General features: G+C 45.2%; 20 protein-coding genes. 7 read left to right on the top strand and 13 right to left on the bottom strand.

The window, feature by feature from the left end:
* Positions 1-192 precede the first annotated feature (192 nt).
* Together pyk and pfkA are read right to left on the bottom strand one after the other, a co-directional pair.
* On the bottom strand, positions 193-1,680 hold the full coding sequence (gene pyk / locus AB4Z08_RS15215; protein WP_441574605.1) for a pyruvate kinase: 1,488 nt from the start codon (positions 1,678-1,680) through the stop codon (positions 193-195).
* A 12-nt stretch (positions 1,681-1,692) separates the two neighbouring features.
* Positions 1,693-2,673 (bottom strand): 6-phosphofructokinase, encoded by a 981-nt coding sequence (gene pfkA / locus AB4Z08_RS15210; protein WP_079468763.1) that lies wholly within the window; start codon positions 2,671-2,673, stop codon positions 1,693-1,695.
* Positions 2,674-2,844: 171 nt separating this feature from the next.
* Here pfkA and AB4Z08_RS15205 point away from each other — a divergent pair, with 171 nt between their 5' ends.
* Entirely contained in the window at positions 2,845-4,935 is a 2,091-nt protein-coding gene (locus AB4Z08_RS15205; protein WP_441574604.1) for a prolyl oligopeptidase family serine peptidase, read from the top strand.
* A gap of 239 nt (positions 4,936-5,174) precedes the next feature.
* Positions 5,175-6,077, top strand: a complete 903-nt coding sequence (locus tag AB4Z08_RS15200) for an SDR family oxidoreductase (RefSeq protein ID WP_441574603.1) — start codon at positions 5,175-5,177, stop codon at positions 6,075-6,077.
* A 3-nt stretch (positions 6,078-6,080) separates the two neighbouring features.
* Here the strand turns inward: AB4Z08_RS15200 and AB4Z08_RS15195 are convergent, their stop codons facing one another.
* From AB4Z08_RS15195 to AB4Z08_RS15185, 3 genes are all read right to left on the bottom strand, one after another.
* Positions 6,081-7,022 (bottom strand): hypothetical protein, encoded by a 942-nt coding sequence (locus AB4Z08_RS15195; RefSeq protein ID WP_441574602.1) that lies wholly within the window; start codon positions 7,020-7,022, stop codon positions 6,081-6,083.
* Between the two features lie 241 nt (positions 7,023-7,263).
* The gene (locus tag AB4Z08_RS15190) at positions 7,264-8,913 is read right to left on the bottom strand and encodes a hypothetical protein (RefSeq protein WP_441574601.1); all 1,650 of its coding nucleotides are present in this window, start codon (positions 8,911-8,913) and stop codon (positions 7,264-7,266) included.
* A 46-nt stretch (positions 8,914-8,959) separates the two neighbouring features.
* Positions 8,960-12,037 (bottom strand): tetratricopeptide repeat protein, encoded by a 3,078-nt coding sequence (locus AB4Z08_RS15185; protein ID WP_441574600.1) that lies wholly within the window; start codon positions 12,035-12,037, stop codon positions 8,960-8,962.
* A gap of 286 nt (positions 12,038-12,323) precedes the next feature.
* Between AB4Z08_RS15185 and AB4Z08_RS15180 the strand changes: the two genes are divergently transcribed.
* From AB4Z08_RS15180 to AB4Z08_RS15165, 4 genes are all read left to right on the top strand, one after another.
* The gene (locus tag AB4Z08_RS15180) at positions 12,324-12,731 is read left to right on the top strand and encodes a DoxX family protein (protein ID WP_441574599.1); all 408 of its coding nucleotides are present in this window, start codon (positions 12,324-12,326) and stop codon (positions 12,729-12,731) included.
* A gap of 42 nt (positions 12,732-12,773) precedes the next feature.
* On the top strand, positions 12,774-13,190 hold the full coding sequence (locus tag AB4Z08_RS15175; RefSeq protein WP_441574598.1) for an acyl-CoA thioesterase: 417 nt from the start codon (positions 12,774-12,776) through the stop codon (positions 13,188-13,190).
* Positions 13,191-13,297: 107 nt separating this feature from the next.
* A complete protein-coding gene (locus AB4Z08_RS15170) occupies positions 13,298-14,545 on the top strand; it encodes a CinA family nicotinamide mononucleotide deamidase-related protein (protein ID WP_441574597.1) in 1,248 nt (415 codons plus the stop codon).
* 70 nt (positions 14,546-14,615) lie between these two features.
* Positions 14,616-15,932, top strand: a complete 1,317-nt coding sequence (locus AB4Z08_RS15165) for a dihydrolipoamide acetyltransferase family protein (protein ID WP_441574596.1) — start codon at positions 14,616-14,618, stop codon at positions 15,930-15,932.
* Between the two features lie 180 nt (positions 15,933-16,112).
* On the opposite strand, the gene AB4Z08_RS15160 is transcribed toward AB4Z08_RS15165, so the two are convergent.
* Entirely contained in the window at positions 16,113-16,433 is a 321-nt protein-coding gene (locus tag AB4Z08_RS15160; RefSeq protein WP_079468754.1) for an RNA recognition motif domain-containing protein, read from the bottom strand.
* Between the two features lie 253 nt (positions 16,434-16,686).
* On the opposite strand from AB4Z08_RS15160, the gene AB4Z08_RS15155 reads away from it, so the two are divergent.
* Positions 16,687-17,406, top strand: coding sequence for a hypothetical protein (locus AB4Z08_RS15155; RefSeq protein ID WP_441574595.1), 720 nt, complete (start codon positions 16,687-16,689; stop codon positions 17,404-17,406).
* 17 nt (positions 17,407-17,423) lie between these two features.
* On the opposite strand, the gene AB4Z08_RS15150 is transcribed toward AB4Z08_RS15155, so the two are convergent.
* From AB4Z08_RS15150 to AB4Z08_RS15120, 7 genes are all read right to left on the bottom strand, one after another.
* Positions 17,424-18,041 (bottom strand): DUF4230 domain-containing protein, encoded by a 618-nt coding sequence (locus tag AB4Z08_RS15150; RefSeq protein ID WP_441574594.1) that lies wholly within the window; start codon positions 18,039-18,041, stop codon positions 17,424-17,426.
* Between the two features lie 154 nt (positions 18,042-18,195).
* A complete protein-coding gene (locus AB4Z08_RS15145; RefSeq protein ID WP_441574593.1) occupies positions 18,196-18,699 on the bottom strand; it encodes a cupin domain-containing protein in 504 nt (167 codons plus the stop codon).
* Between the two features lie 39 nt (positions 18,700-18,738).
* Entirely contained in the window at positions 18,739-19,194 is a 456-nt protein-coding gene (locus tag AB4Z08_RS15140) for a GNAT family N-acetyltransferase (protein WP_441574592.1), read from the bottom strand.
* Between the two features lie 54 nt (positions 19,195-19,248).
* Positions 19,249-20,091 carry a DUF6597 domain-containing transcriptional factor gene (locus AB4Z08_RS15135; RefSeq protein WP_441574591.1) on the bottom strand — a complete coding sequence of 281 codons (843 nt, stop codon included), beginning with the start codon at positions 20,089-20,091 and terminating at the stop codon, positions 19,249-19,251.
* A 154-nt stretch (positions 20,092-20,245) separates the two neighbouring features.
* The gene (locus tag AB4Z08_RS15130; protein ID WP_441574590.1) at positions 20,246-20,425 is read right to left on the bottom strand and encodes a hypothetical protein; all 180 of its coding nucleotides are present in this window, start codon (positions 20,423-20,425) and stop codon (positions 20,246-20,248) included.
* The gene (locus AB4Z08_RS15125) at positions 20,400-20,999 is read right to left on the bottom strand and encodes a zeta toxin family protein (RefSeq protein ID WP_441574589.1); all 600 of its coding nucleotides are present in this window, start codon (positions 20,997-20,999) and stop codon (positions 20,400-20,402) included. Before AB4Z08_RS15125 ends, AB4Z08_RS15130 begins: the two co-directional genes overlap by 26 nt.
* 207 nt (positions 21,000-21,206) lie before the next feature.
* Positions 21,207-24,053 carry an alpha/beta hydrolase family protein gene (locus tag AB4Z08_RS15120; protein ID WP_441574588.1) on the bottom strand — a complete coding sequence of 949 codons (2,847 nt, stop codon included), beginning with the start codon at positions 24,051-24,053 and terminating at the stop codon, positions 21,207-21,209.
* Positions 24,054-24,125: the final 72 nt, after the last annotated feature.

Raw genomic sequence — 24,125 nt, 5'->3', positions numbered from 1 at the left:
GAAAGCTTTTAGCCGTTAGCTTTTAGTAAATGCAGCGGAGACGACCGTATTACGTTTTATGTAAAATGCAACGGAGATTAAGTACCAGACTTAATCTCCGTTGCGTTTTTTTGCTAAATGGAATTAGCTAACAGCCAATGGCTGTACAAATTATTGTCTTCGCTGCATTTACTAAAAGCTAACGGCTAAAAGCTAGTCAACCTTCGTAATTTTCAGCATATTGGTTGGTAAGTGTTGTTTTACGGGAGTGCTACCAGTGTTAACGGCTACATCACCTGTTTTAATGAAACCTCTTTCTTTCAGGATGTTGATCTGATCGAAAACGATATCATCGAGACTTTCTTCTTCTTCGTAGTAGAAAGCGCGAACACCCCAGCTGAGGCTCAGCTGATTCACCAGTGATCTTTCTTTGGTGAAGATAAAGAGTGGGCTGCGAGGGCGGTAGCTACTCAGCATAAAGCCGGTGTAGCCGCTCTGGGTCATACCGATGAGGGCATCTGCATCCAGGTCTTCCGCAATTTTACATGCATTGTAACACAGTGCATCGCTGAGGAAGGTAGGAGAGTGACGGTGAGGGATCAGGTTACGGTTGTAGATGATCGCTTCTTTTTCTACTTCCTGGATGATTTTGTTCATGGTTTGGATCACCAGTTCAGGGAACATACCGGTAGCTGTTTCACCGCTGAGCATTACTGCATCGGCACCTTCCAGTACAGCGTTAGCAACGTCGGTAATTTCACTACGATTAGGACGGGTGCGGTCCATCATGCTTTCCATCATTTGTGTAGCCACAATAACGGGTTTTGCACGGTGAATACACTTGCGGATGATGTCTTTCTGGATCATCGGGATCTGCTCTACCGGCAGTTCTACACCGAGGTCACCACGGGCAATCATCACGCCATCACTTTCCCAGATAATTTCTTTCAGGTTCTGGATCGCTTCCGGTTTCTCTATTTTAGAGATCACCTTCATTTTAGAATTGCGTGCTTCCAGACGTTTGCGCAATACAGCGAGATCTTTTACGCTTCTTACGAAAGACAATGCCACCCAGTCACATTCGTGATCAATGATGAATTCCAGATCCACAATATCTTTATCTGTCAGTGCTGGCAGAGATATTTTGGTATCTGGCAGGTTGAAGCCTTTTTTGGAAGACAATACACCTGGTAAGGAAACTTCTGCTTTGATTTCGCCGCTGGCAGTGATTTCTTTTACTACTGTTTCAATTTTACCGTCGTCCAGCAAGATTTTCTGGCCAACTCTAAGATCTTTGTACAGGTCGGGATAGGAAACGTAAATTTTTTCCATGTTGCCTACCAGCTTCTCATTCACGAAAGTGAGGATATCACCTTTCTTCAATGGCAGGGCATTGTTTTCGATTTCACCTACACGGAGCTTCGGACCTTGTAAATCGGCCAGGATAGCTACGGTGTAAGGTTCGGTTTTGTTGATTTGACGGATATATTCAATGATCCTCGCTTTGTCTTCATGAGATCCATGAGAAAAGTTGAGGCGGAATACGTTAACACCAGCTTTTACCAATGTCAGCAGTCCATCATAGGTATCACACGCTGGCCCTACGGTAGCCACGATTTTTGTTTTGTGCGAAGAGTGTTCTCTACCCGCAGCATTATCCATCTGCTTGTGATAGTATTTCGAAAGATCCTTTGTACTCATAAGTCTAATTTTTTAACTCGCAAGAATTTTAACAATCTTAAACCATTCGGGGTCAATTTCCTGTTTGGCTTTAACAGCTTTATCAAGAGGGGTGTAATGGATCTTGTCGTTGACAACACCAATCATTACATTGTGGATGCCTTCGAGGAGGGCATCTACGGCAGCATAGCCCAGGCGGCTGGCCAGAATACGATCTGTGCAGGTGGGAGCGCCACCACGCTGAATATGCCCAAGGATACTTACCCGGGTATCCAGCTGAGGGCACCTTTCTTTAATAATGCGACCAACTTCAGTAGCACCGCCGGTTTCATCACCTTCGGCTACTACAATCAGATTAACCAGTTTTCTGCGGCGTTCGTTTGCCTGCAGCTCTTCGATAATGTCATTTACTTCTGTTTTGCGTTCAGGCAGCAATATGTGCTCCGCACCGGTGGAAATGCCGCTGTGTAATGCAATGTAACCAGCGTCGCGGCCCATTACTTCGATTACAAATAAACGGTCATGCGCATCCGCTGTGTCCCTGATCTTGTCTATCGCTTCTACCGCTGTATTCACAGCCGTGTCAAAACCAATAGTAGAATCAGTCCCTGCAATGTCCTTGTCAATAGTACCAGGCAAGCCTATACACGGAATGTCAAATTCCTGGCTGAACTTTTGCGCACCATTGAACGAGCCGTCTCCACCAATTACTACAAGCCCGTCAATGTTGTGTTTTTTCAGATTTTCGTAAGCCATTTTTCGCCCTTCATATTCATAGAACTCTTTGCACCGGGCGGTCTTCAATATGGTGCCTCCGCGCTGTATAATGTTGGCTACAGATTTGGACTCCATCGGGAAAATTTCGTTCTTCAACATTCCCCTATAGCCGTACATAATGCCATACACATTCAGCTGATGATAAATGCCCGTTCTTACAACTGCACGAACTGCGGCGTTCATGCCAGGAGCATCTCCTCCCGATGTAAGGACTGCAATGTTGTTCAGTTTTTTCATATAAATTGCTAAAAAAATATCTTAAAGGCGCACAAAAATAACATTTTGCAATTGTTTTCTAACTGTTATCTGATGAAATAACCTAAATTTTTAATTTCCATCAAACAAAGTAGCTAAAATTTTCAAAAAATATTACGCATGTTAAATAAAAATAATAAACGATGGATCTTTATGAGCGTGAGTTTAATAGCATTACAAGCAATGGGACAGCAGCAAACAATTAGCTATCCGGACACAAAAAAGGTAGATACAGTAGACGATTATCATGGTACCAAGATAGCAGACCCTTACCGGTGGCTCGAAAACGATCACAGCGAAGAAACACAAGCCTGGGTTGTAGCACAGAATAAGGTTACACAGGACTATCTCTCAAAAATCCCTTTCCGCGCGGAAATCCGGAAACGACTGGAAGAACTCTGGAATTATCCGAAAAACGGAGCGCCAGTTAAACATGGTAATTATTATTACTATTTTAAGAATGATGGACTGCAAAACCAGGCCATCCTTTACCGCACTGCCACTTTAGGAGGTACCCCGGAAATTTTCCTGGATCCCAACAAGCTCTCCGCCGCCGGTACCACCGCATTGGGCAGCATCGCTTTTTCCAAAGACGGCAAACATGCAGCTTACCTGCTCGCCAAAGCAGGATCCGACTGGCAGGAAGGTTTTGTTATGGACGTGGAAACGAAACAACTCCTGTCTGACAAACTGGAATGGGTGAAATTCAGCGGCCTCGCCTGGAAAGGTGATGGCTTCTATTACAGCCGCTACGACAAACCGGATGAACAAAACAAACTATCCGGCAAAAACCAGTTCCAGAAAGTTTACTACCATAAATTAGGAGATACACAGGAAAAGGATGTATTAATATATAAAGACGATGAACATCCCCTGCGTAATGCCGCAGTACAGGTAACGGAAGATGAGCGTTTCCTCATCCTCAGCACCTCTGAAGGCACTTCCGGCCGGGAACTTCGCTACCTGGATACGCAAAATCCCACACAAAAGGATTTTGCCATGCTGGTAAAAGGCTTCGACTATGAACCTGGCGTAATAGACAATGATGGTGGCAAGCTGATGGTCCGCACCAATCACAACGCCCCTAATTATAAAGTGGTACTGATTGATCCGGCCAATCCGGCGGAAGCCAACTGGAAAACAATTGTACCGGAAAAGAAAGAAGCACTGCAAGGAGCCGGCACAGGCGGCGGCAATTTATTCCTTTCTTACCTGAAGGATGCTGCTACCAAAGTATATCAGTATGATTACAACGGTAAACTGGTACATGAAGTAAAACTGCCGGGTATCGGTACCGCTGGCGGATTTGGTGGTAAAGCAGCAGATAAGGAGTTCTTCTATACCTATACTTCTTTTGTGACACCACCTACAGTATATAAATATGATATCTCCACAGGCACATCTACTTTATATGATAAAGCAGATGTGAAATTCAATCCTGCCAGTTACGAAACCAAACAGGTATTCTTTAAAAGTGCAGACGGCGCCAGCGTACCAATGTTCCTTTCTTACAAAAAAGGGATCCGGCTCAATGGTAGCAACCCGGTATTGATTTATGGATATGGTGGTTTCAATATTCCGCAAACACCGGGCTTCAGCGTATCTAACCTGTATTTTATGGAACAGGGAGGCATTTATGCAGTAGTGGGCCTGCGTGGTGGCAGTGAGTACGGCGAAGCATGGCATAAAGCCGGTATGCTCGATAAGAAGCAGAATGTATTCAATGACTTTATTGGGGCAGCGGAATTCCTGATCAAAAGCAAATACACCAACCCTACAAAGATTGCGATCCGCGGTGGCTCAAATGGCGGACTCCTGGTAGGCGCCTGCATGACGCAGCGTCCTGAACTGTTTAAAGTAGCGTTGCCGGCAGTAGGTGTAATGGATATGCTGCGTTTTCAGAAGTTCACGATCGGCTGGGCATGGGCAGTGGAGTATGGCAGCAGTGATCATGCAGATCAGTTTAAATACCTGCTGCAGTATTCACCACTGCATAATCTGAAACCAGGAACTGCTTATCCGGCTACGCTGATTACCACGGCTGATCACGATGATCGTGTAGTGCCTGCTCACTCCTTTAAGTTTGCAGCCACACTGCAGGCAGATAACGCAGGTCCTAATCCTGCCCTGATCCGTATTGATACACAGGCGGGACATGGTGCAGGTAAACCTACTTCCAAACTGATTGACGAGGCAACGGATATCTGGGCATTTACGATGTATAACCTGGGAATGCAGAAGTAGCCCGCGAATTTTGTCTTTGTTCGGGATTATACTGATTTAGATGATTTTCCGGATTTTGTTTTTCCCGATTAAAAAAGATTAGCGAAGATAGATGAGGATATCCGCATCGGTCTTCGCTAATCTTTTTTATAAAATCAAAAAGTAAAAATCTGGAGAATCATCTAAATCAGTATAATCCTGAATAAGACAAAATCCGTGTTTTTCCTTATCTTTAGAAATAGCGTTTTGAATATGGCTTTATGAAGGTACTTATAACTGGTAGTAACGGATTATTGGGACAACATCTGATCCCGCTTTTTCTGCAAGATGGAAAATATGATGTGATAGCCACGGGCAGAGGCCCGAATCGTTTTCCCCTGCGGGATAACTACACCTATGAGGCGGTAAACCTCCGGGATGCCGGCAGTGTAAAACAGCTGGTGGAAAAGCATCATCCGGATATTATTATCCATGGTGGTGCTATGTCGCAGGTAGATGATTGTGAGAAAAATAAGGATGCCTGCTGGGATACCAATGTAGGCGCTACGCGTTACCTGGTACATGCAGCAGAAAGTATCAATGCCTTCTTCATTTTCCTGTCTACTGATTTCGTATTCGATGGTTTACAGGGGCCCTACAGTGAAGATGCTACGGTTAATCCTATCAATTATTATGGCACCAGTAAAGTAGCTGCAGAGCGACTGATCATCAACAGCAAGCTGCCGCAGTGGGCAATTGTCCGTACGGTGCTGGTATATGGCGTAGTGGCAGATCCGCATCGCAACAACATGATTACCTGGGTGAAAAATAATTTACAGCAGGGTAAAAAAGTGAAAGTGGTGGATGATCAGTGGCGTACCCCTACACTCAGTCATGATCTGGCGCAAGGCTGTTTGTTGATTGCAGATAAAAAAGCTACCGGCTTCTTTAATATCTCCGGTAATGAAATACTCACTCCTTATGATATGGCCATCAAAACGGCCGAATTCTTTAACCTGGATACCTCGCTGGTAGAAAAGATCAGTGCGAAAACATTGGCGCAACCTGCTGCCCGTCCTGCTAAGACAGGATTGCTGATAGATAAGGCGGCAAAAGAGCTGGGATACCAGCCCCGCACGTTTGCGGAGGGGCTGGAGATTGTGGCTGGAGAAATTAAAGTCTGACGACTAGTATTCCAGGTATACATTTTTTCCGAATACACTTCTGATGGAGTCGAGTCGCAGCGTTGTATCTGCAGGTAACACATGCAATTCAATCGCAGTGCGGAACAGACTATCTCTTTTGTAGATCACCAATGTTCTCTTCCAGGATGCCTGCTTTTTCTGTGCCAGCACCGCTGCACTACTATCTTTATATGTTTTAACAACAGCAAAATAAGTGTGTACTGCATTGGCCGCTGCCACTGAGTCGGCTATTGCCACCTGTTTCAGTGAATCTATAGCTGCCTGTTTTGCAATGGAATCCGTATTAACCGAAGGTGCAGACGCAGATGTAGCAGTAGACACCCCGGAAATATACCACCAGGCGGCCAATCCTATTACAATGGCTGCAATAGGAATACCTGCCCACCACCATTTAAATCCACTTTCTTCTGTCACTGCTTCCAGTGTATCTTCCACTTCTTCTGTCATGATAGGCTCCAGTGCCTGCTTTTGTTCCGGTGGCGGCGGCGGAGGTGGTGGTGTAAAAGAAGCTGGTTTAATATCTGCACGCTCAATAGGCGTAATGTCTAACGTTGCTTTTTCTATGGGCAGCTCTTCCGCATGAAAATGGATGTTACCGGCAAAGTCGCCCTGTAACTGTCCAATACCCGGCAACACCAGCGGTGTACCTGATTTCAGACCCTCTTTCAGTTCTTCCAGGTATTTTTCAAGCTTGCGTTGTGCTACAGCGGGCACCAGGTTTTCCTTCAGGGCAATCCATTCCACGCAGGAACCATCGTCCTGCCATTGCTGGGTAAAGATCACCTGCTCCCGTGGAGCAGTTAACGTTTGTGCCTGGGAGTTATAATGCGCCGGAAAATGTTGTACAGAAAAAGTTCCCAGCTGTGGTACCACACAAACCCGCTGTTTAAACAGCACTTCCTGGATATATTGTTCTAGCATCATGCTTTTAGCTGTTAGCTTTTAGTAAATGCAGCGGAGAGGAACGCAGGATATGGTGCTTTCTGCTGTTTTTGCTAAAAGGGAAGTTAAGAATTTGTCGGCACTTAGCCAGCTTTTAGCCATTAGCTTTTAGCTTTTAGCTTTTAGCAAATGCAGCGAAGGATATCAAATATTAATCTCCGCTGCATTTGTTAAAAGCTAAAAGCTAATGGCTAAAAGCTGATAACAATGGACGGTATTACCGTCAGAACTTAATCAGTACTCCACCCACAATATTGAACCCATAAGTAGGGTATAGGTAGTAGCGCTGGTAGTGCGAATTGAAAATATTATTTGCATTCACCCAGAGGCCGAAATTTTTGCTGATATCATAGGATGCACCTGCATTCAGGTCCCATGCACCTTTGGTTTTATTGAAATCCTTGTTGGGAAGCAGATAATAGCTGCCACTCAGTGCAAAGAGATCTGCATTGAGGTGTAATTTTTTAGCGATGGTATATTGTGCAAACAAATCGCCCTGGAATGCCGGCAGATGCCATGGTTGTACTTCTGTTTCCTGTTTGTTATAGTTATACCAGTCGAAGCTCACGCGTGCCTGGAATTTTTCTTCTTCTATATAACCTACTTCGGCGTGTACCTGGAAGGCACGCAGCATGGTTTCATTATGGGTGGTGAACTTCTTGGTATCGGCGCTGTCGTTTACAAAGAGCGGCATATTGTACCAGGTAACGGAAGCGAATTTGGTGTTATAGTTAAAATGGCTGCCCAAAGTACCTTTGATACCGGTATATTTTTCTTCTACACGGGTATTCAGCATTTCGCCGGGTAAGCCCGCGAGGAAAGGATTTTTGTTGGCCAGGTTACGATAGGAATTCTTTTCGAAATAAGAGATCCATCCACTGCTCAGGATCAGTTTTTTGCGTACCAGGTGTGATTCATTCACGATGTCTGGCAATACATAAAATTTACTGTCGGTCCAGGTAGGATTTACGCCTACATGCAGTACAAATCCGGGCTTGATGATATCTACCGCTGGATGAACAGCTACTATATTATTATTGATGGCGCGGTTGTTATCCTGTTTATAGGTAGACAGGTCAAATACACCTTCTACACCTACGTAGATATCTTCAAACACCTGCTTGCGTATAGGAGCTTTCAGGAGGAAGGTATTCTCAGTGCGCTTGTAGGAATCATTGAACAGAATAAACTTCACCTGGGGCTGAAAAGTAAATGCCCAGTCGTTCTGTGGCCGGTTTTGCATACCTACAGTGGCCGTCAGCTGGTTAAAGGTTTGTTCTGTATCCTTCTTTTTATAATTGGCGGTATCATGACCATAACCATAATAGTGAACGGTATTGCGATCGTAGCCAATGCTTCCGTCAAATTTAAATTTAGGCAGCAGGTAAGTACCGGCAGCCAGCACATTCAGGTTGCTATAGATCTGGTCTGAAATTTCTTTGCCCTGGGAGCCGGTATAGTTTACATACAGGCCATAGTTATACATATCTTTTCTGCCGCTACCGAAGCCTGCCTGCACATAAGGTGTTTTTAAATTACCATAGCCCAGTTTCACGAAGTTGTTCTGCAGATAGGAGAGGGAGTCTTTCCCCAGCGCCAGTGGTTTCAGTGGCGTGGCCTGGTACATGAAGTTCAGGTTCAGCGCCGGTATCTGGTATTTGAGCGAAGGCCTGCTGGTATCAATTCCCGGCAAAGTAGCCGTGAGATTGAGCTTGTAGGCATCGCGCAGTTTAGGCTGATTGGTGGAAATGATGTCGATCGTTTCCTGTTTCAGCGGTTCCTGGGCGAAGGTCTTTTGTGAAGACAGCAGTCCGGCTGCGCCCAGTGCGGTGATGATGAAAGTACGTTTGTTATATATTGTTTGAATGTTCATGCTTTGTTGCGCTTAAATGTCAAAATTCCAACATCCGGAATGAATGTTATTTCTTCGGTTTTTTACCTGCTGCTTTTTCTTCTGCTTCTGCTTTGGCCAGTTTATCTTTTGCTTCCTGTTTCAGTTCAGGGATAGTGCTGTTGGTAACGATACTCTGGTAAGTAGCTTTTGCATTGAAATAGTCTTGTTGACGGGTATATACATCACCCAGCAGAATATATGATTTAGCCACCCAGAATTCGTAGGAGGGGGTATTTTTAATCACATCAAAACCTGCTTTTTCAGCGGCGTCCAGTTCATTCTGTTGCAGGTAGCAGTCCGCAATACTGTAGCGGGCTTCAGCGCCTGTTTCAGATTTTGTCATGCCAGCCACTGTTTTGAATTCAGCGAGTGCGGCTGCGTAATCTTTTGCCTGTTGCAGCGCTTTACCACGATAGAAATGAGCGATGATCTGGTCATCGGTGCTGATATTAGCGGCAGCCAGCAACATTTCGGCGTAGTTGGTCACTTCATCCCAGTGTTTCAGCTGATAGTTGCTACGGAGTAATCCCCTGGTGGCAGAAAGACTGTTTTCTTTGCTGGTGGCCAGGTCCTGCAGTTGCAGGTAATAGGTCCGTGATTTCTCATAATTTTTTTGCTGGTAGAAGTTGATATTGGCCGCCTGCAGTGCAGATCTTTCTGCATACAAACTGTTGTTGCGGGATAATACAAATTCGTAAGCTGGCAGTGCCGCCGTATAGTCTTTATTGTTATACGCGCATTCTGCTTTATAGAAGTAAGCCGGTAAGATAAACTGACCGTTTGGATATTTCTGGATGTAGTTATTGAATCCGTTGGTAGCGCCTGCACAGTCGTTGCTGGTGAACCTGGATTCTGCTGCTGCATAGGTGAGGGAGTCTTCCGCAGTAGCCGTTACCGTTCTGCCACTGGCCTTCAGGAAGGCGAGGTAGTCATCGGTTTTGCCCTGGCTTACATAAATAGACTTCATACTTTGCAGTGCTTCGTTGGCTTCGGGCGAGCCGGGGAATTTTTCCACTACCTGGCGGTAATAGGACAATGCTTTGCTGTCGTTGTCTTTGTTATAATAGCTGAGTCCCAGTTTAAGCAATGCCCTTGGTGCGTTAGGACCGTTAGGCTGCTTTTGTAATACATTTTCCAGGAAAGGAATGGCTTCTGTATATTTTTCTTCTGAGAGATAAGTATTGGCGATTTCGATATCTGTTTCGTTATTGAAACCGGAGGTGGGGAACTTGTTACCCAGTTGTTTGAGCAATGCGAGTTTCTCTGCTTGTTTTCCCTGCAATCCCAGGATGACCGCTTTCTGATAGGTAGCGTAGTCGGCGCCTGGCTCGTTGTTGTTGATGATGCGGTCGTACAGCGACAGTGCTTTAGGGAACTGACGCAGCATATAGTAGCAGTCGGCGCTGCGGAGGGCCGCATCGGTAGCAATGCGTTGTGCATTGGGGCCGCTGGTTTTTTGTGCGGTTTCGAAATAAGGCAGTGCTTCTGTGTATTTGTTCTGTTTCAGGAGGCTGTACCCCAGGTTATAGCTGGCAGTTTGTGCGTTGGCTTCACCGGAAACAGGCGCAGTGGTATTCAGATAGGCGTTCAGGTTAGTGATAGCCTGGTCATTTTTATTCTGACGGAGGGCAATTTCTGCTTTCCAGAAATGAGCCAGTTGTTTGATCTGCGGGTCGTATGGGTTGCTGATAGCGATGTCCAGCAGGCGATCGGCTTCTGCCAGCTGCTGATCATTAATCAGCTGTGTGGCGCGGCCATAGGCTACTTTCTGGTAAGCTTTCAGTACGGTAGGATTTTTATCGGTGATCATTTCAATCGTAGCCAAACCATCTTTATAGTTGTTGCTGTTCATGAAAAGGTTCACCAGTATTTCCCGGGCTTCTTTGTTATAGGAAGACTGCGGGTATGTTTTTACAAATTGTGTCAGTTCGTTGAGTGCGGCATCCGGATAGCCCAGTTCATAGGATAATTTGCCGTAGTTGAAGCGGGAAATTTCCTGTTGCTGTGCATTGGAGCTGTTATTGGCGCAGAAGGCAAAAGCGTTGCGGGCATTGGCTTTCTGACCGGTACGCAGGTAGCAGTCGCCCAGCAGGTACATAGAGTTTTGTCCCAGCGAGTCTTTTGAGCTGCTCAGCTGTTTGAAGCCGGTAATCGCTTTACTGAGGTTATTGGTTTGGTAGTAGGCGTATGATAACTGGTAGATATCTTCATTTCTTACCTCATCTGCATTGTTCTGGAAGTCCTGCAAGTAAGGGAGTGCTTTCTTGTAGTTCTTTTTTTCGAAGTAAGCCTTACCGAGCAGTTGTTTCAGTTCAGCTTCGTAGTATTGGCCGCCTTTTTCCAGCAGGGGTTCTGTATAGGCAATCAGCTGATCTGTTTTACCCTGGAAGTAATAAATTTCAGCGATGTAGTAAGGTACTACGTTGCTGTATTTAGGTTCGTTCACTACTTTCTGGAAGCTGTTGAGGGCTTCTCCGTACTGGTGATTGTAGTAGGCGATGAAACCATAGTAGTAGTTGGCAGGCAGACTGTATTTGCCGGGTACTTCCTTAATAGAGGAAAACAGTGGCTGTGCTTTTTTGAAGTCTTTCAGGTTAAAGTAGCAATAGGCCAGTTCGAATTTTGCTTCTGCAATTTCTGCATTGGACAGGTTTTCGATATTGGCTTTCTCGTAGAGGGGAATGGCCTCTTTGAGTTTATTCTGGCGGAAATAATATTTTGCCAGCTGGTAGCTGACGAGTTCTTCACGGGCGTTGTTATTGGCCAGTTTCAGAAATCTCAGCGCTTCTTTTTCTGCGTTGTCCTGTTGCAGTTTGAGTGCGCAGATGGTATAATAGTAGAACGCATCTGTTTTTACCAGGTCGCGGTTTGTTTCATGGAAATAATCGATGTTATCAATTGTTTGCTTGAAAAGCTGCATGGATACGGCATATTTTTCCTGCTGGAAATATTGCTGGGCATCCTTGAATACTTTTTCCGGATCTGTATATACGCGTGTTTGCTGCGCCTGTGCTGAAGGCATCCCTGCCAAACCTGCGCCTGCAAAAGCCAGGAGCGATAAGTACAGATGTCCGGGAATAAAAACTTTTCTTATGAATTGCATGCTATAGCTGTTATTTCTTGAATATGCGTTTAAAACGAATCCCGGGAGGAAATATTTTCCAGCCGGGGAAGTACTCTGCGATGGCCTGACCTGATAGGCAGTTTCTTATGTCTATGCTTCTGAAGCGCTTAGTGCGAAACGAATCAGGTGGTATCAGCAAATATAAAAGTTATATCTTTTCTTTTCCGATTGCGTTTCCAACAATGTGGATAACTCCGGAAGCAAGGCAAAGTCTATTCATTTATCTTGCGAAAAATAATTTTTTAGTACAAAAACCTTACCTACTATGAGAAAACTGTTCTCAACCGGTTACACAAATGGCGCCGTAAGTTTTTCTATGCTGGTACTCCGACTGGTATTCGGAGGGATGATATTGATGCACGGCTGGCCCAAGCTGATCAATTTTACTGCCAAAATGAATTCTTTTCCGGATCCATTGGGTGTAGGTCACAAAATTTCTTTGGGTATGACGGTATTTGCAGAGGTGTTTTGTGCGGTATTACTGATCATGGGACTGTTGACCAGACTGGCTTCTATCCCATTGGTGATCTGTATGAGTGTGATTATTTTTATGATTCAGGCCCATAAACCCCTCGATGAAAAAGAATTACCTGTTTTTTTCCTGGCAGCCTTTGTAACATTGTTGTTTACGGGTCCGGGTAAATTTTCGATCGATGGTGCCCTGGGCAAATAAAATTTTCAAGTAAACGTTTTGGGTATAAAATAGCGAGGAACCATGTTTATCAGTACAACAACGATCAGGGTGCGTTATGGTGAAACAGACCAGATGGGATATCTTTATTATGGCAATTATGGGCTGTATTATGAGGTAGGAAGGGCAGAAGCCATCAGGGAGCTGGGTTTTACCTATAAGGAGCTGGAAGATCAGGGCGTTATCATGCCCGTAGCAGAATTGAATGTAAAATACCTGCGGCCGGCATATTATGATGACCTTATAACGGTAAAGACTACACTCCGGGAGTTGCCGAAGAGTTCTAAGATACAGTTTCACAGTGAGTTGTATAACGAGAAGAATGAATTGCTGAATGTGGGTGTGACCACACTGGTATTCATTGATGTGAATACAAAGCAGAAAGCCGGTTTGCCGGAAGAGCTGAAGAAGAGATTAGAACAGTTTTTTACCAGCCTTTAGCTTTTAGCAGTTAGCTTTTGGCAAATGCAGCGAAGATAGCGTTATGTTAATCTCCGCTGCATTTGCTAAAAGCTAAAAGCTAACTGCTAACAGCTAAAATCATGTATATGGATAAGATCACAACCAGCATTATTACTATCGGGGATGAACTGCTGATAGGACAAACGATAGATACCAATTCTGCCTGGATAGCGCAGCAGTTGAATGCAATGGGGATATGGGTTCACCGGCGTGTAGCCATTGGCGATGTGAAGGAAGATATCCTGGAAGCGTTGGCCCGTGAATCGGCTGTTTCTGATATTGTATTAATTACCGGAGGGTTAGGGCCTACGGCAGATGATATCACCAAGCCCACGCTTTGTGAGTATTTTAATACCAGGCTGGTTCAAAATGAAGCTGCCCTCGAAAATGTGCTGCATATTTTTGAAAGCAGGGGATTGGCTTTGCTGCAGCGTAATCTTGATCAGAGCATGGTACCGGAATCGGCTACCGTGATTAACAATAAAAGAGGAACTGCACCAGGCATGTGGTTTGAGAAAGAAGGGAAGATCTATGTATCTATGCCCGGCGTGCCGCATGAAATGCAGGGAATCATGGAGGATTATGTGTTACCACAGCTGGGAAAGCATTTTGATACCCCTGCAGTAATACATCAGACACTGATTACTTCCGGTATGGGAGAATCATTTGTTGCGGAGCGGCTGACGGCTTTCGAAGCCAAACTGCCGGCACACGTAAAGCTGGCATATCTGCCCAGTTACAGCTTACTGAAGTTGCGGCTCACCGCATTCGGCAAGGATAAGTTATCGGTAGCAGCAGAGGTGAGTATCCTCTTTCATGAGCTGAAGGATTTGGTGGCGGATATAGTGGTCACCGACCGGGATATGACGATGGGAGAGGTATTGGGACAATTATTAAAGGAAAAGGGTAAAACCGTAGCTACTGCAGAAAGTTGCACGGGCGGACTGATAGCCAGCTGGATTACGGCTATTCCCGGCAGCTCTGCTTATTTTAAGGGGAGCGTGGTGGCGTATGCATATGAGACAAAAGAGCAGGTGTTGGGCGTAAAGCCGGAAACGTTGCAAACGCAAGGTGCTGTAAGTGAAGCGGTAGTGAAAGAAATGGTGGCTGGTGCGTTATCGCTGCTGGACACCGACTATGCTATTGCGGTATCCGGCATCATGGGACCTGATGGTGGTACCCCGGAAAAACCGGTAGGTACAGTGTGGGTTGCAGTAGGAAATAAAGACACCATTAATACCGTAAAGTTTCAGCTGCGGTATGACCGGGAACGGAATACCCAGATGACCGCGGTTTACGCTATGAATGAGTTGCGCAAACTCATTCTGCAATAGGGATATTGAGCCATTTTGAATTGCTACAATTCCCTTATTTTTGTTGCGCACTAAAGCAAAAATCAATCTTATGGCCATTGTAGAATTGGTAATGCCAAAAATGGGGGAAAGCATCATGGAAGCCACCATCTTGCGTTGGCATAAAAAGGCGGGCGATCACGTAAAAGTAGATGAAACCGTACTTGAAATTGCCACTGACAAAGTGGATAGCGAAGTACCTTCCATTGCGGAAGGAGAGATCACGGAAGTGCTCTTTAATGAAAATGATGTAGTGGCAGTAGGTACTGTCATAGCCCGTATTAATACCAATGCCGATGCAGCGGCGGCTACTGCACCTGTAACTCCTGCAGCTCCTGCGGCTGTTTCCGAGCCGAGATTTACATCGGCGCCGGTACATACCCCTGCTGTTGAAACCGCTGTTTCAGCTGGTGGTGCTAAGTTTTATTCACCGCTGGTACTGACCATTGCACAGCAGGAAGGTGTCAGCTTTGCTGACCTGGAAAAGATTCCGGGCTCCGGCAACGATGGCCGTGTTACTAAAAAAGACATCTTACAATACGTGGCAGACCGCCGGGAAGGGAAAGTGGTAGCGGATGTAACGCCGGAACCAGTATCTTCTGCGGTATCCCGTCAGCCGGTAGTCACCAATACCACCGTTGCCTCACCTACCTACAGCGGCAATGTGGAAATCGTGGAAATGGATCGTATGCGTAAACTGATTGCCAATCACATGGTGATGAGCAAACAAACCAGTCCGCATGTGACCAGCTTCGCTGAAGCCGATGTAACCAACCTGGTGAAATGGCGTGACCGGGTGAAAGGTGATTTCGAAAAACGCGAAGGAGAGAAACTTACTTTTACGCCCCTGTTTATTGAGGCTATTGTGAAGTGTATCAAGCGTTTCCCGCTGATCAACTGCTCGCTGGACGGTGATAAAATTATTATTAAGAAAGATATCAATGTAGGAATGGCCGCGGCTTTACCAAGTGGTAACCTGATCGTTCCTGTGATCAAAAATGCAGACCAACTGAACCTGGTAGGCCTCACCAAACAGGTAAACCACCTGGCTAATTCTGCCCGTCAGAATAAGCTGAAACCGGAAGATACCCAGAGCGGTACTTTTACCCTGACCAACGTAGGTACTTTTGGTAGCCTGATGGGGACACCTATCATCAACCAGCCACAGGTAGCTATCCTGGCGGTAGGTGCTATCAAGAAACGTCCAATGGTAATAGAAACTGCAGAGGGAGATACGATCGGTATCAGGCATATGATGTACCTGTCTATGTCTTATGATCACCGTATTGTAGACGGTTCCCTGGGTGCTACTTTCCTGAGTGCAGTAGCGCAGGAGCTGGAACATTTTGATCCAAAGAGAGGAATTTGACTAGCAGTTAGCCTTTAGCTGTTAGCTGTTAGCAAAATGCAGCGGAGATAAACATATGTACCATATGTTCTCCGCTGTATTTTGCTAACAGCTAACAGCTAAAGGCTAACTGCTAATAAAGTAAAAAGGCGCTCGTTAGAGCGCCTTTTCCAGTTCCTTTGTGCCGAATAAAGGGGATTATTAATAACGACGGTCGCGGGAACCATATCCTCCGCCGCCACGGTTATTACCACCGCCACCTTTGAAATTATTATTCGGTTGTTTAGGTCTTGCTTCGTTTACCATCAATTGCTTACCTTCGATTTCGCTGCCGTTCAAACTATCCATAGCCTTTGCTCCTTCTTCTTGATTAGGCATTTCCACAAAGCCAAAACCACGTGAGCGGCCAGTTTCGTGGTCTTTGATAACCTTAGCGGAGGTAACCTCTCCAAAATCGCTGAAAATCTGATGGAGATCCTCATCGTTCAACCTATAGTGCAGGTTGGCTACGTAAATGTTCATGATAACTGAAATTAAAAAAATGAAAAATAATATACTGAAGTTATGAAAATTACGCTAATAAAAAAGTCAGCTTTAAAATATTTTTGTTATTACCCTCTTTTTTACTTCCATATTACTATGTTAGATCCTTTGTAGTGTGAAGTTTGACAGGCGTAGAAATATTATTTAAAATACTGCTCTATTAACAAAAAACGCCCCTTTTTGCGGTTTTTTTTTCGTAAATTCAGTACATGATCCATTAAATTTAATTGCTATGGGAGCGTTAAGTGAAACCTGGTTTGCTGATGGTTATATTGACTTTGAGCTGAAGAAATATACCCTATTAGCCTATTTACAGGACATCAATCATTACTTCACACAAAGCAAGCTGTACCCGCAGTTATCCGACATTATTTTTCATTACAACAACCTGGTAGCCTTTCGGGACAACAAGCAGTTTTTACAACAGCAGTTTCCCAAACGGCTCACGGCCATTAATCTGCAAAAGCTGGAGCTCTTATATGAACAGCTGATTGCAGACGATGAGTTAATGGAGGAGTTGGAAACGATCATCCAGTATTCTTTGCCTCAGCTAAACAACACTATTAAAGAAGGAGCAGAGATTTACGAGTATGTAGCCGACAACCTGAGCATTTTCCCGGTGGGACTTGTTCCGCTTGAAACAGCGGAAGGTTACCTGCTGCTTTGCGATGGGCGTTGCAGTCATACGCTGGTGTATACTTACCGGCTCACCATCTTCGAACGGCACGATGAAAAGTTCCGGGGTATTCACACGCAGTATGTGCAGGAATACAAAAAGGACTTTGTGCATACCATCGGGCACATTAAAGCGATGCTGATCAGGGAGCGGAACAGCTTACCCAACCCTGCAGTGTATTGCGCGGAAACACCGCTGGTAGTGCCGGTAGATGAAACATTGTTACCCGTTGCGAAAAGAAGCCTGGTAAAGTACATTGCTGAACAGGCGGCGTAGGGAGCAGGTTTACCGGCCTACTTCAGTTCAGGCACCTTTGTTTCGCCATCGTATTGTATTTCCAGGGTATGATCCTTTAGAAATGGTGCATAATACTGCTCCATCACTTTCCTTATTTTTTCTTTGGACTGCTGAATATACAGCGTGTTATTTTCCAGTTGAGCGCGCGAAGTTTGATACAGCTTTTTTTGTACATCGGTATAGGTTTCATCATCCTGTGACAACAGCCAGCCTTTGCGGTTGGAAGTTTCCATCCTGTCCATTTTCAGCTCATAGCTGAGCAGGTGTGGAGCCGGCAGGTGGATAATGATCTTTTTATCTGTGAGCTGTACTTTAAACAGCTTGTCGTCTATATTAACTCCGAATTTAGCCTGGTAAGGAATTGTTACCCAAACGGTATTTTCCAGGAAAGTCTTCTTCAGGTTATCGGTCCAGTCGCCGTTGTTTTCGATATTACTTTTTTTAATGCTGGCGGATCCCTGTACATCCAGGCTGGCCAGTTCCGCAATTTCCTTGACAATAGTGCTGTTGGATATCACCTGCTGACTCACATTGGTACTGCCAAAACGTTTGCCCAACCAGAATATCAGGACGGCTAATAAAACCAGTATAACGAGGTAGAGGATTTTTTTCATACCTGTAAATTAATAAAAAGTTGGCAGCTGACAGCGAGTAGCCGTGGCCGTTACGGGGAAGGGGAGCTGGTATGGTAAATTCGGTAAGGCAGGTTACCATTTGTGATGATAACCTGTTGTTATAGACGAAGTTTGTTTGTTATTGTTGCTGGCGTTAGCTGGTGAGACTGTCTATCAATGCGGCATGTTCCGGGTAGGCCGCCTGCAGAGGCGCTTTTTCTGCCAGTTCAAAGTCCGCGAAATCAAACCCTGGCGCCACGGTGCAGCCGGTGAGGGCATAGCCTCCGGGGACTTCCACGCGGGAGGCAAACCAGTTGCCTGCGGAGATGATGACCTGTAGGCTTTCGCCGTTAGCGATATCACGTCCTAGTTTGTGCACCAGGAGTTGCCCACCCGGAGCTATTTCGTAAATAGTGAGGGTATGCCCATCATAAAAATGCCAGATTTCATCGGCCGCAATACGATGGAATGCAGAGAATTCTCCTTCTTCCAGTAAAAAATAAATGCAGGTAGATGCGTTGCGGTTGCCGGTCATGCCCGCCGGCAAAGTAGTCATATCCAGTACCCACTCAGAACGGTAGGTTTCACGGAATGCACCTCCTTCCACATGGGATTGCAGTTTCAGTTGTTCACGCCAATGGGCTGCAGAATATTGCATAGATGCCTGTTATAATAGTAAGTTAAACAAAAAGTATGGTTATTGCTCCTTTTTCGTGTATGCGTCCGGGTTGTGACGCTGCATAAATTTTTCCGGGTTAGGAACGTCTGTATAACCAAACTGACGGTATAATCCATGGGCATCTAATGTAACCAGGAGCATGCGTCTTAATCCCTGCAGGTCGGGATGGGCTGAAATGGTTTGCATCAGGAGTTTGGAGAGTCCTTTACCGCGGTAGGGTTCCAGTATATATACATCTCCCAGGTAGCCGAAGGTAGCGCCGTCAGTAATGACCCTGGCAAAGCCTATCTGTTTGTTTTCGTGAAATACGCCAAAGCATAAAGATCCTGTTACGGATTTTTGAACGATATCGAAAGGTATGTTTTGTGCCCAGTAAGATTCTTTGGACAGGTAATCGTGAATAGCGTTCAGGTCAAGCCGCGTTTTATCTGAGGAGATATAGTATTCTCCTTCATGTACGTCGATGGTTTCCATATTCAGTTAGCATTAAGCTCACTAAAATAAGGTAATATTTTTATTCCGGAAATATTAACTGGCTACTGCTACCTGGTGCTGGCCTGTAACCGGCATATGTGCAATAGTAGCGGCTGCAGCGGGTGCAAAGTAAGAAGGTGTTTCGTGATTAAATAACAGGTAATCCTGTATAAACATCGCCTGATTATAATAAGCAGTAGCGGTAATAGGTGTTTGCCATTCTGGTAAATTTAACTGCCGCAGGGAGCTCAGTGCTGTTTTATACCGGATCATCCTCGCAAACAACTGAGGCGGAATACCTACTACGGTGCTGAATATACGTTCCAGGGTAGGACGGGAAAGTCCATATCGGGAGGAGAGTTCAGGTACTTCCACATTACCCTGCATAATCAGCATATAGTCTACCATATCATCCACGGCTTTCAGGTTATCTGCCTGTGCTGTTAATGCCTGTAAACAAGCGTTATCCAGCAAGGTTTCTACCTGTTTGGGTTCCTGAATATGATGTAAGTTGTTGAGTAGTTCGTCCCATAGTGGTTGTTCGGTAGCCGCCAGGTTGCGGTAATAATTGGTGAAGCCAGCCGCATCGAGTCCCAGCAGGCGATGACACCCGTAAGCATTTAATTGTACCACGGCAACTTTTACCGGTCCCTGTACCTGTAACTGACAGGCACAGGTAAGATGCCCCAGCACCGAAGTGGCGGGTAAGGCAAATGCTCTGTGGTTCAGTGGTTTAATTTCCGCTTTCCCTTCCAGGATGAATACCATGTATTGATCGCCAAGAGCAAACAGGTTTTGTGGCAGCTGAATTGTTCCCCGGGTATTATCTTCCCAGAAATAATATTGCTTTACAAAAGGACGTAATGCATCCGCAGGATGATAGATATGGAAGTTCATAGGTACAATAATGTGGTGTTAAGGGATATCGCTATCGCTGCAAATTCACACCATACGCTAAAGTGGCGATGTTATTGTAAATATATGTTAAATGTTTTATATTATGAAAAATATATTTGAGGAGGGGGAGTTGCAAGTGGTTAGCAATGGGCAGCTATTTCATGGTGCGCAAGTAATCTTTGGCAGGAACGTCCTTTATGTTACCATTTCTGTCACCAATGACCAGATCTTCATTATTGGCGGCCTTAGCTTCCACCATCTTGCGCATAGCTATTTTCAGGCCGCGCATTACTTTTTCGGATAAGAGTCTAAGTTCTTTTTCTTTGCTGTCCATACGCTGTATACTGTTGTTGGATAACATCCCAAATATAGTTGTTTAATATCAATTTAAGTCCAGCGTTTCCACCCAATGCAACTTCCTGAGGAATAGGTTCCATGCTGTCTACTATCATCCAATTATCACAAACAGGAGTATATAACTTTACTAAGTTATCAATACCTCTGTAATACCGTCTTTCAATGACTTCAGGCGGAATATTATGCCCCCCTGCCTGTACCCTGTTTAGAACTCTTCTTTTTGCTATTTCAGGGGAGTCAAGCCAAAAGTAAAGTAGGGTTATTGTATAACCTTCTTTCTTTGCATTTTTAATGAGAGATACATAACTCCTGGTGGCCAATGTTGTTTCAAACGCAAAGTCCTTTTTTTCTTTCATGAGCAGATGAATTTTATTCAACATAATTCTGCCAGCTTCAAATGCCGCAAGCTCAGGATGTAGAGGAGATATCTCCGCGGCAATAATATCCGCATTTACAAATTCACGGCAATCCAGAATTTCAGGCAATATGGTAAAACTGGCGGTAGTTTTTCCTGCACCATTACAACCAGCGATGATATATAGATTGGCCATGCTACAAAGATGAAAAGTCTATCTGCATAGCAGGTTATCCAAACCTTAATTTTTCTGCATTAACAAAAAGCTATAATCCGCTGCAGCAGCAATTTGTAGCAGGATTGTAAATATGATAATTTAATTATTACCACCTCTTCCTACACAAACAAAAAACGCTACAAGCACCTGATAGAGGCACTTGTAGCGTTTTTTACAATCATGGTTTTACTGTTGCAGATCCCAGCCCCAGTTAATTCCCTTCTCTGTTGCAGGTACACCGCTTTCCAGCCATTGTGGTGCTGGCGCGCCTTTCAGGAAGTGATCAAAGAACTGTTGTTCTCTGCGTTGAATATCTTTACGGTTTTGACGTTGTATCAGGTTATGTGCTTCATTGTTATAGTTCAGCAACCAAACGGGCTTGCCTAAACGCCGTAAGCCGGTGAACATTTCAATGCCCTGGTACCAGGGAACTGCACCGTCTGCATCGTTAGACATAATCGCCACCGGCGTAGTAACGCGGGGCAGGTTAAAGAGCGGAGAGTTTTCTATGTAGAGCTCCGGCTTTTCCCATAAGGTAGCGCCGATACGACTTTGTGAGTGTTCGTACTGGAACTGCCTGTTCATGCCGCTTTCCCAGCGAATACCACCATAGGCGCTGGTCATGTTGGCCACCGGAGCGCCTGCCCATGCTGCCTTAAACAGGTTGGTTTGCGTGATCAGGTATGCTACCTGGTAGCCGCCCCAGCTCTGTCCCTGTATACCCATATTCTTACCATCTGCCCAGGGCTTTTTAGCCAGATCTTCTGCTGCGCTGACAATATAATCGTAGGCGCTTTTGCCCGGGTAGCCGTTTTCATAGCTGATATCCGGTGCAAATACGAGGTAGCCGCGGCTTACAAAGAATGAAATGTTCAGCCGGGATGGGGTAGGTGCAGGAGCCTGATAGCTATATAAACCATCTGTTAATTTCTCATAGAAATAGAAGATAACAGGATACTGTTTTGTAGCATCAAAATTTTCCGGTTTATAGAGAATACCTTCTGCTGGTTTCCCGCTGAATGTAGTCCATTTGTACAAGGAGGCGGTGCCCCAGTTATAGTCCTGCTGTTGAGGATTGGTATGACTGATCCGGGTTGCCTGCGCAATATTATCTCCTGTGAATATATCGGGTGATAATTCATAACTGCTCTTCGTGAGTGTATATATTTTTGCGTCTTTTGCCTGCTGTAAATCTGTATAGGAATACGGGCCTAACACAATTTGTCTGGCTGCTTTTATTTTCCCGTTTTTACCTGGTAATTCCTGTTGGTAGAAGCCGTTATATTTGGTGCTGTCCTGGAATGCAGTCAGCATCAGGTTTTGGCCGGGTGTGAAATATTTTTCTTCCGGATTGAGGCGGAGATAACGGAAGCGTATTTTTTCTTTACGACCAATACTTTGTGTAAGATTCACCGGTGATTTTTTGCCGGAAGGATCTGTTTCCCAGATATCGTAGCGATCGTAGATATACACTGATGCATCGTTCTCCAGCCATCCGGCTATGCCGTAAGCCTCAGGTACGTCAGGATGATCATCTTCTTCATCATATACTTTGGTGGGAATAGCTTTGCTGATGTTGACAGCAGCACCGGTAGCGTTATCGTAGCTGAACCACTGTCTGTTTACCATGTCGTACCAGATGATATATTTTCCGTTGGGAGAGATATAAAAGTTACCATCCAGCTTTTCCTTGATCTTTTTTCTCGTGCCATCATTTACGTTTACGAGGTAAGCGGTTTTCAGGGTGCGGCCTACCCATTGCATGGGCACGCGTTCTCCTTTATCCGTATAGCCGAGTGCGTTAGTACTGTTTCCTTCAGCGGCGGTGATCACGGTTTCCAGGTCTTTATCACTAAGTTGTACGATCCGATTGGCACCAGGATAATATACGGCAGCATAGCTTCTCTTCAGTTCTTTATCTGCATTTTTTAACTGCATGGGCTGCAGATAGTCATCTTTATAATTCCAGATATCCACTTTCGCCACTTCAAAATCTACTATGTTGGTATCTTTCACGGGCAGTATGGGGGCGGTGCCAAAGAAGAGGCGTTGACCGTCTTTGCTGAAGTATATTGTGCTGTTGGAGCTGATGGTCCAGTTAGCAGGAATGCCGCTGCTGGTTTTGCCGGCTACTTCCCGGGCGCTGTCCTGGCCGGGTTTGAAGTAATAGAGTTTATAGAATTGCTGTAAAGCTTTTTCTCCATCGGGCGTACCAAAATAGGCGGCCTGTTCTCCTTTTTCATCGAAAGCAAATTGTTTGTAGTCGGTGTTGCCGCTGCTGAGGGTATCTGCTTTACGATGGGCGGTATGCCACAGGAGCACGCCGTTGCGGGAAAGGGAATCTTTTTTCTCTGCGGCTATTTCTACCAGCAGTTGATTACCTGGTTTGCTGAAAGTATATTCCTTTACATTTTTTATGGAGTCCTGTTTGCCGGAGAGCAGTTGCCGGATCATCAGGGTGCCGCTTTCAGTGATGCTGCCGGCGGCTTTATCATCGTCTGCGCGGTCTGTATCGGCGATGGCTTTGGTGGGTTTATTGCCTTTTGTTTTCGCGGTATCGGTGGCTGGTTTTTCCAGCAGGTATGCCAGTAAGCCGCTACCTTTTTCCGGTGTTTTAAAAGATTTTACTGCAGGGAATTTCTGGATATCCGGCTGTCCCAATGTGATGATGGCCAGGGAATCTTTGGGCATTTCAGCTGCTTTCTTTTTTTTGATCTTCGCTTCGCGGGTATCTTTAAAAAGCGGTTTAATGCTGCATATTACGTAGCGGGAATCTTCTGTAATCACCGGGTTGCTGCCTCGCGGAATGGTGGTGGTCTGACCTGTTTTACGGTCATAGATCAACAGGTTGGCATCACCTTCCTGAGCGAGTACTGCATACACTACCCACTGTCCGTTGTTACTGATCAGTTTAGTGCCAATGCTTTGCCAGCTGTCGTATACACTGTGATCCAGCGGCTTTTTTGCAGGTTGTTGCGCATAGGTAAAAAGGGCAGATCCCAGGAGGGATATCCCTAAAAAAACTTTTCTCATAGCTGCTAATGTAATAATTAAATGGCTTTTAGCCCAACGGAGTGGAGCAGCGGTAAGTGCTTTTTTATAAGT

It is taken from the genome of Chitinophaga sp. RAB17 (assembly GCF_052114225.1).
In the GTDB taxonomy this organism is placed as follows: domain Bacteria; phylum Bacteroidota; class Bacteroidia; order Chitinophagales; family Chitinophagaceae; genus Chitinophaga.
Note: the sequence above shows the minus strand (reverse complement) of the source record. Positions and strands in the feature narration are given on the sequence as shown.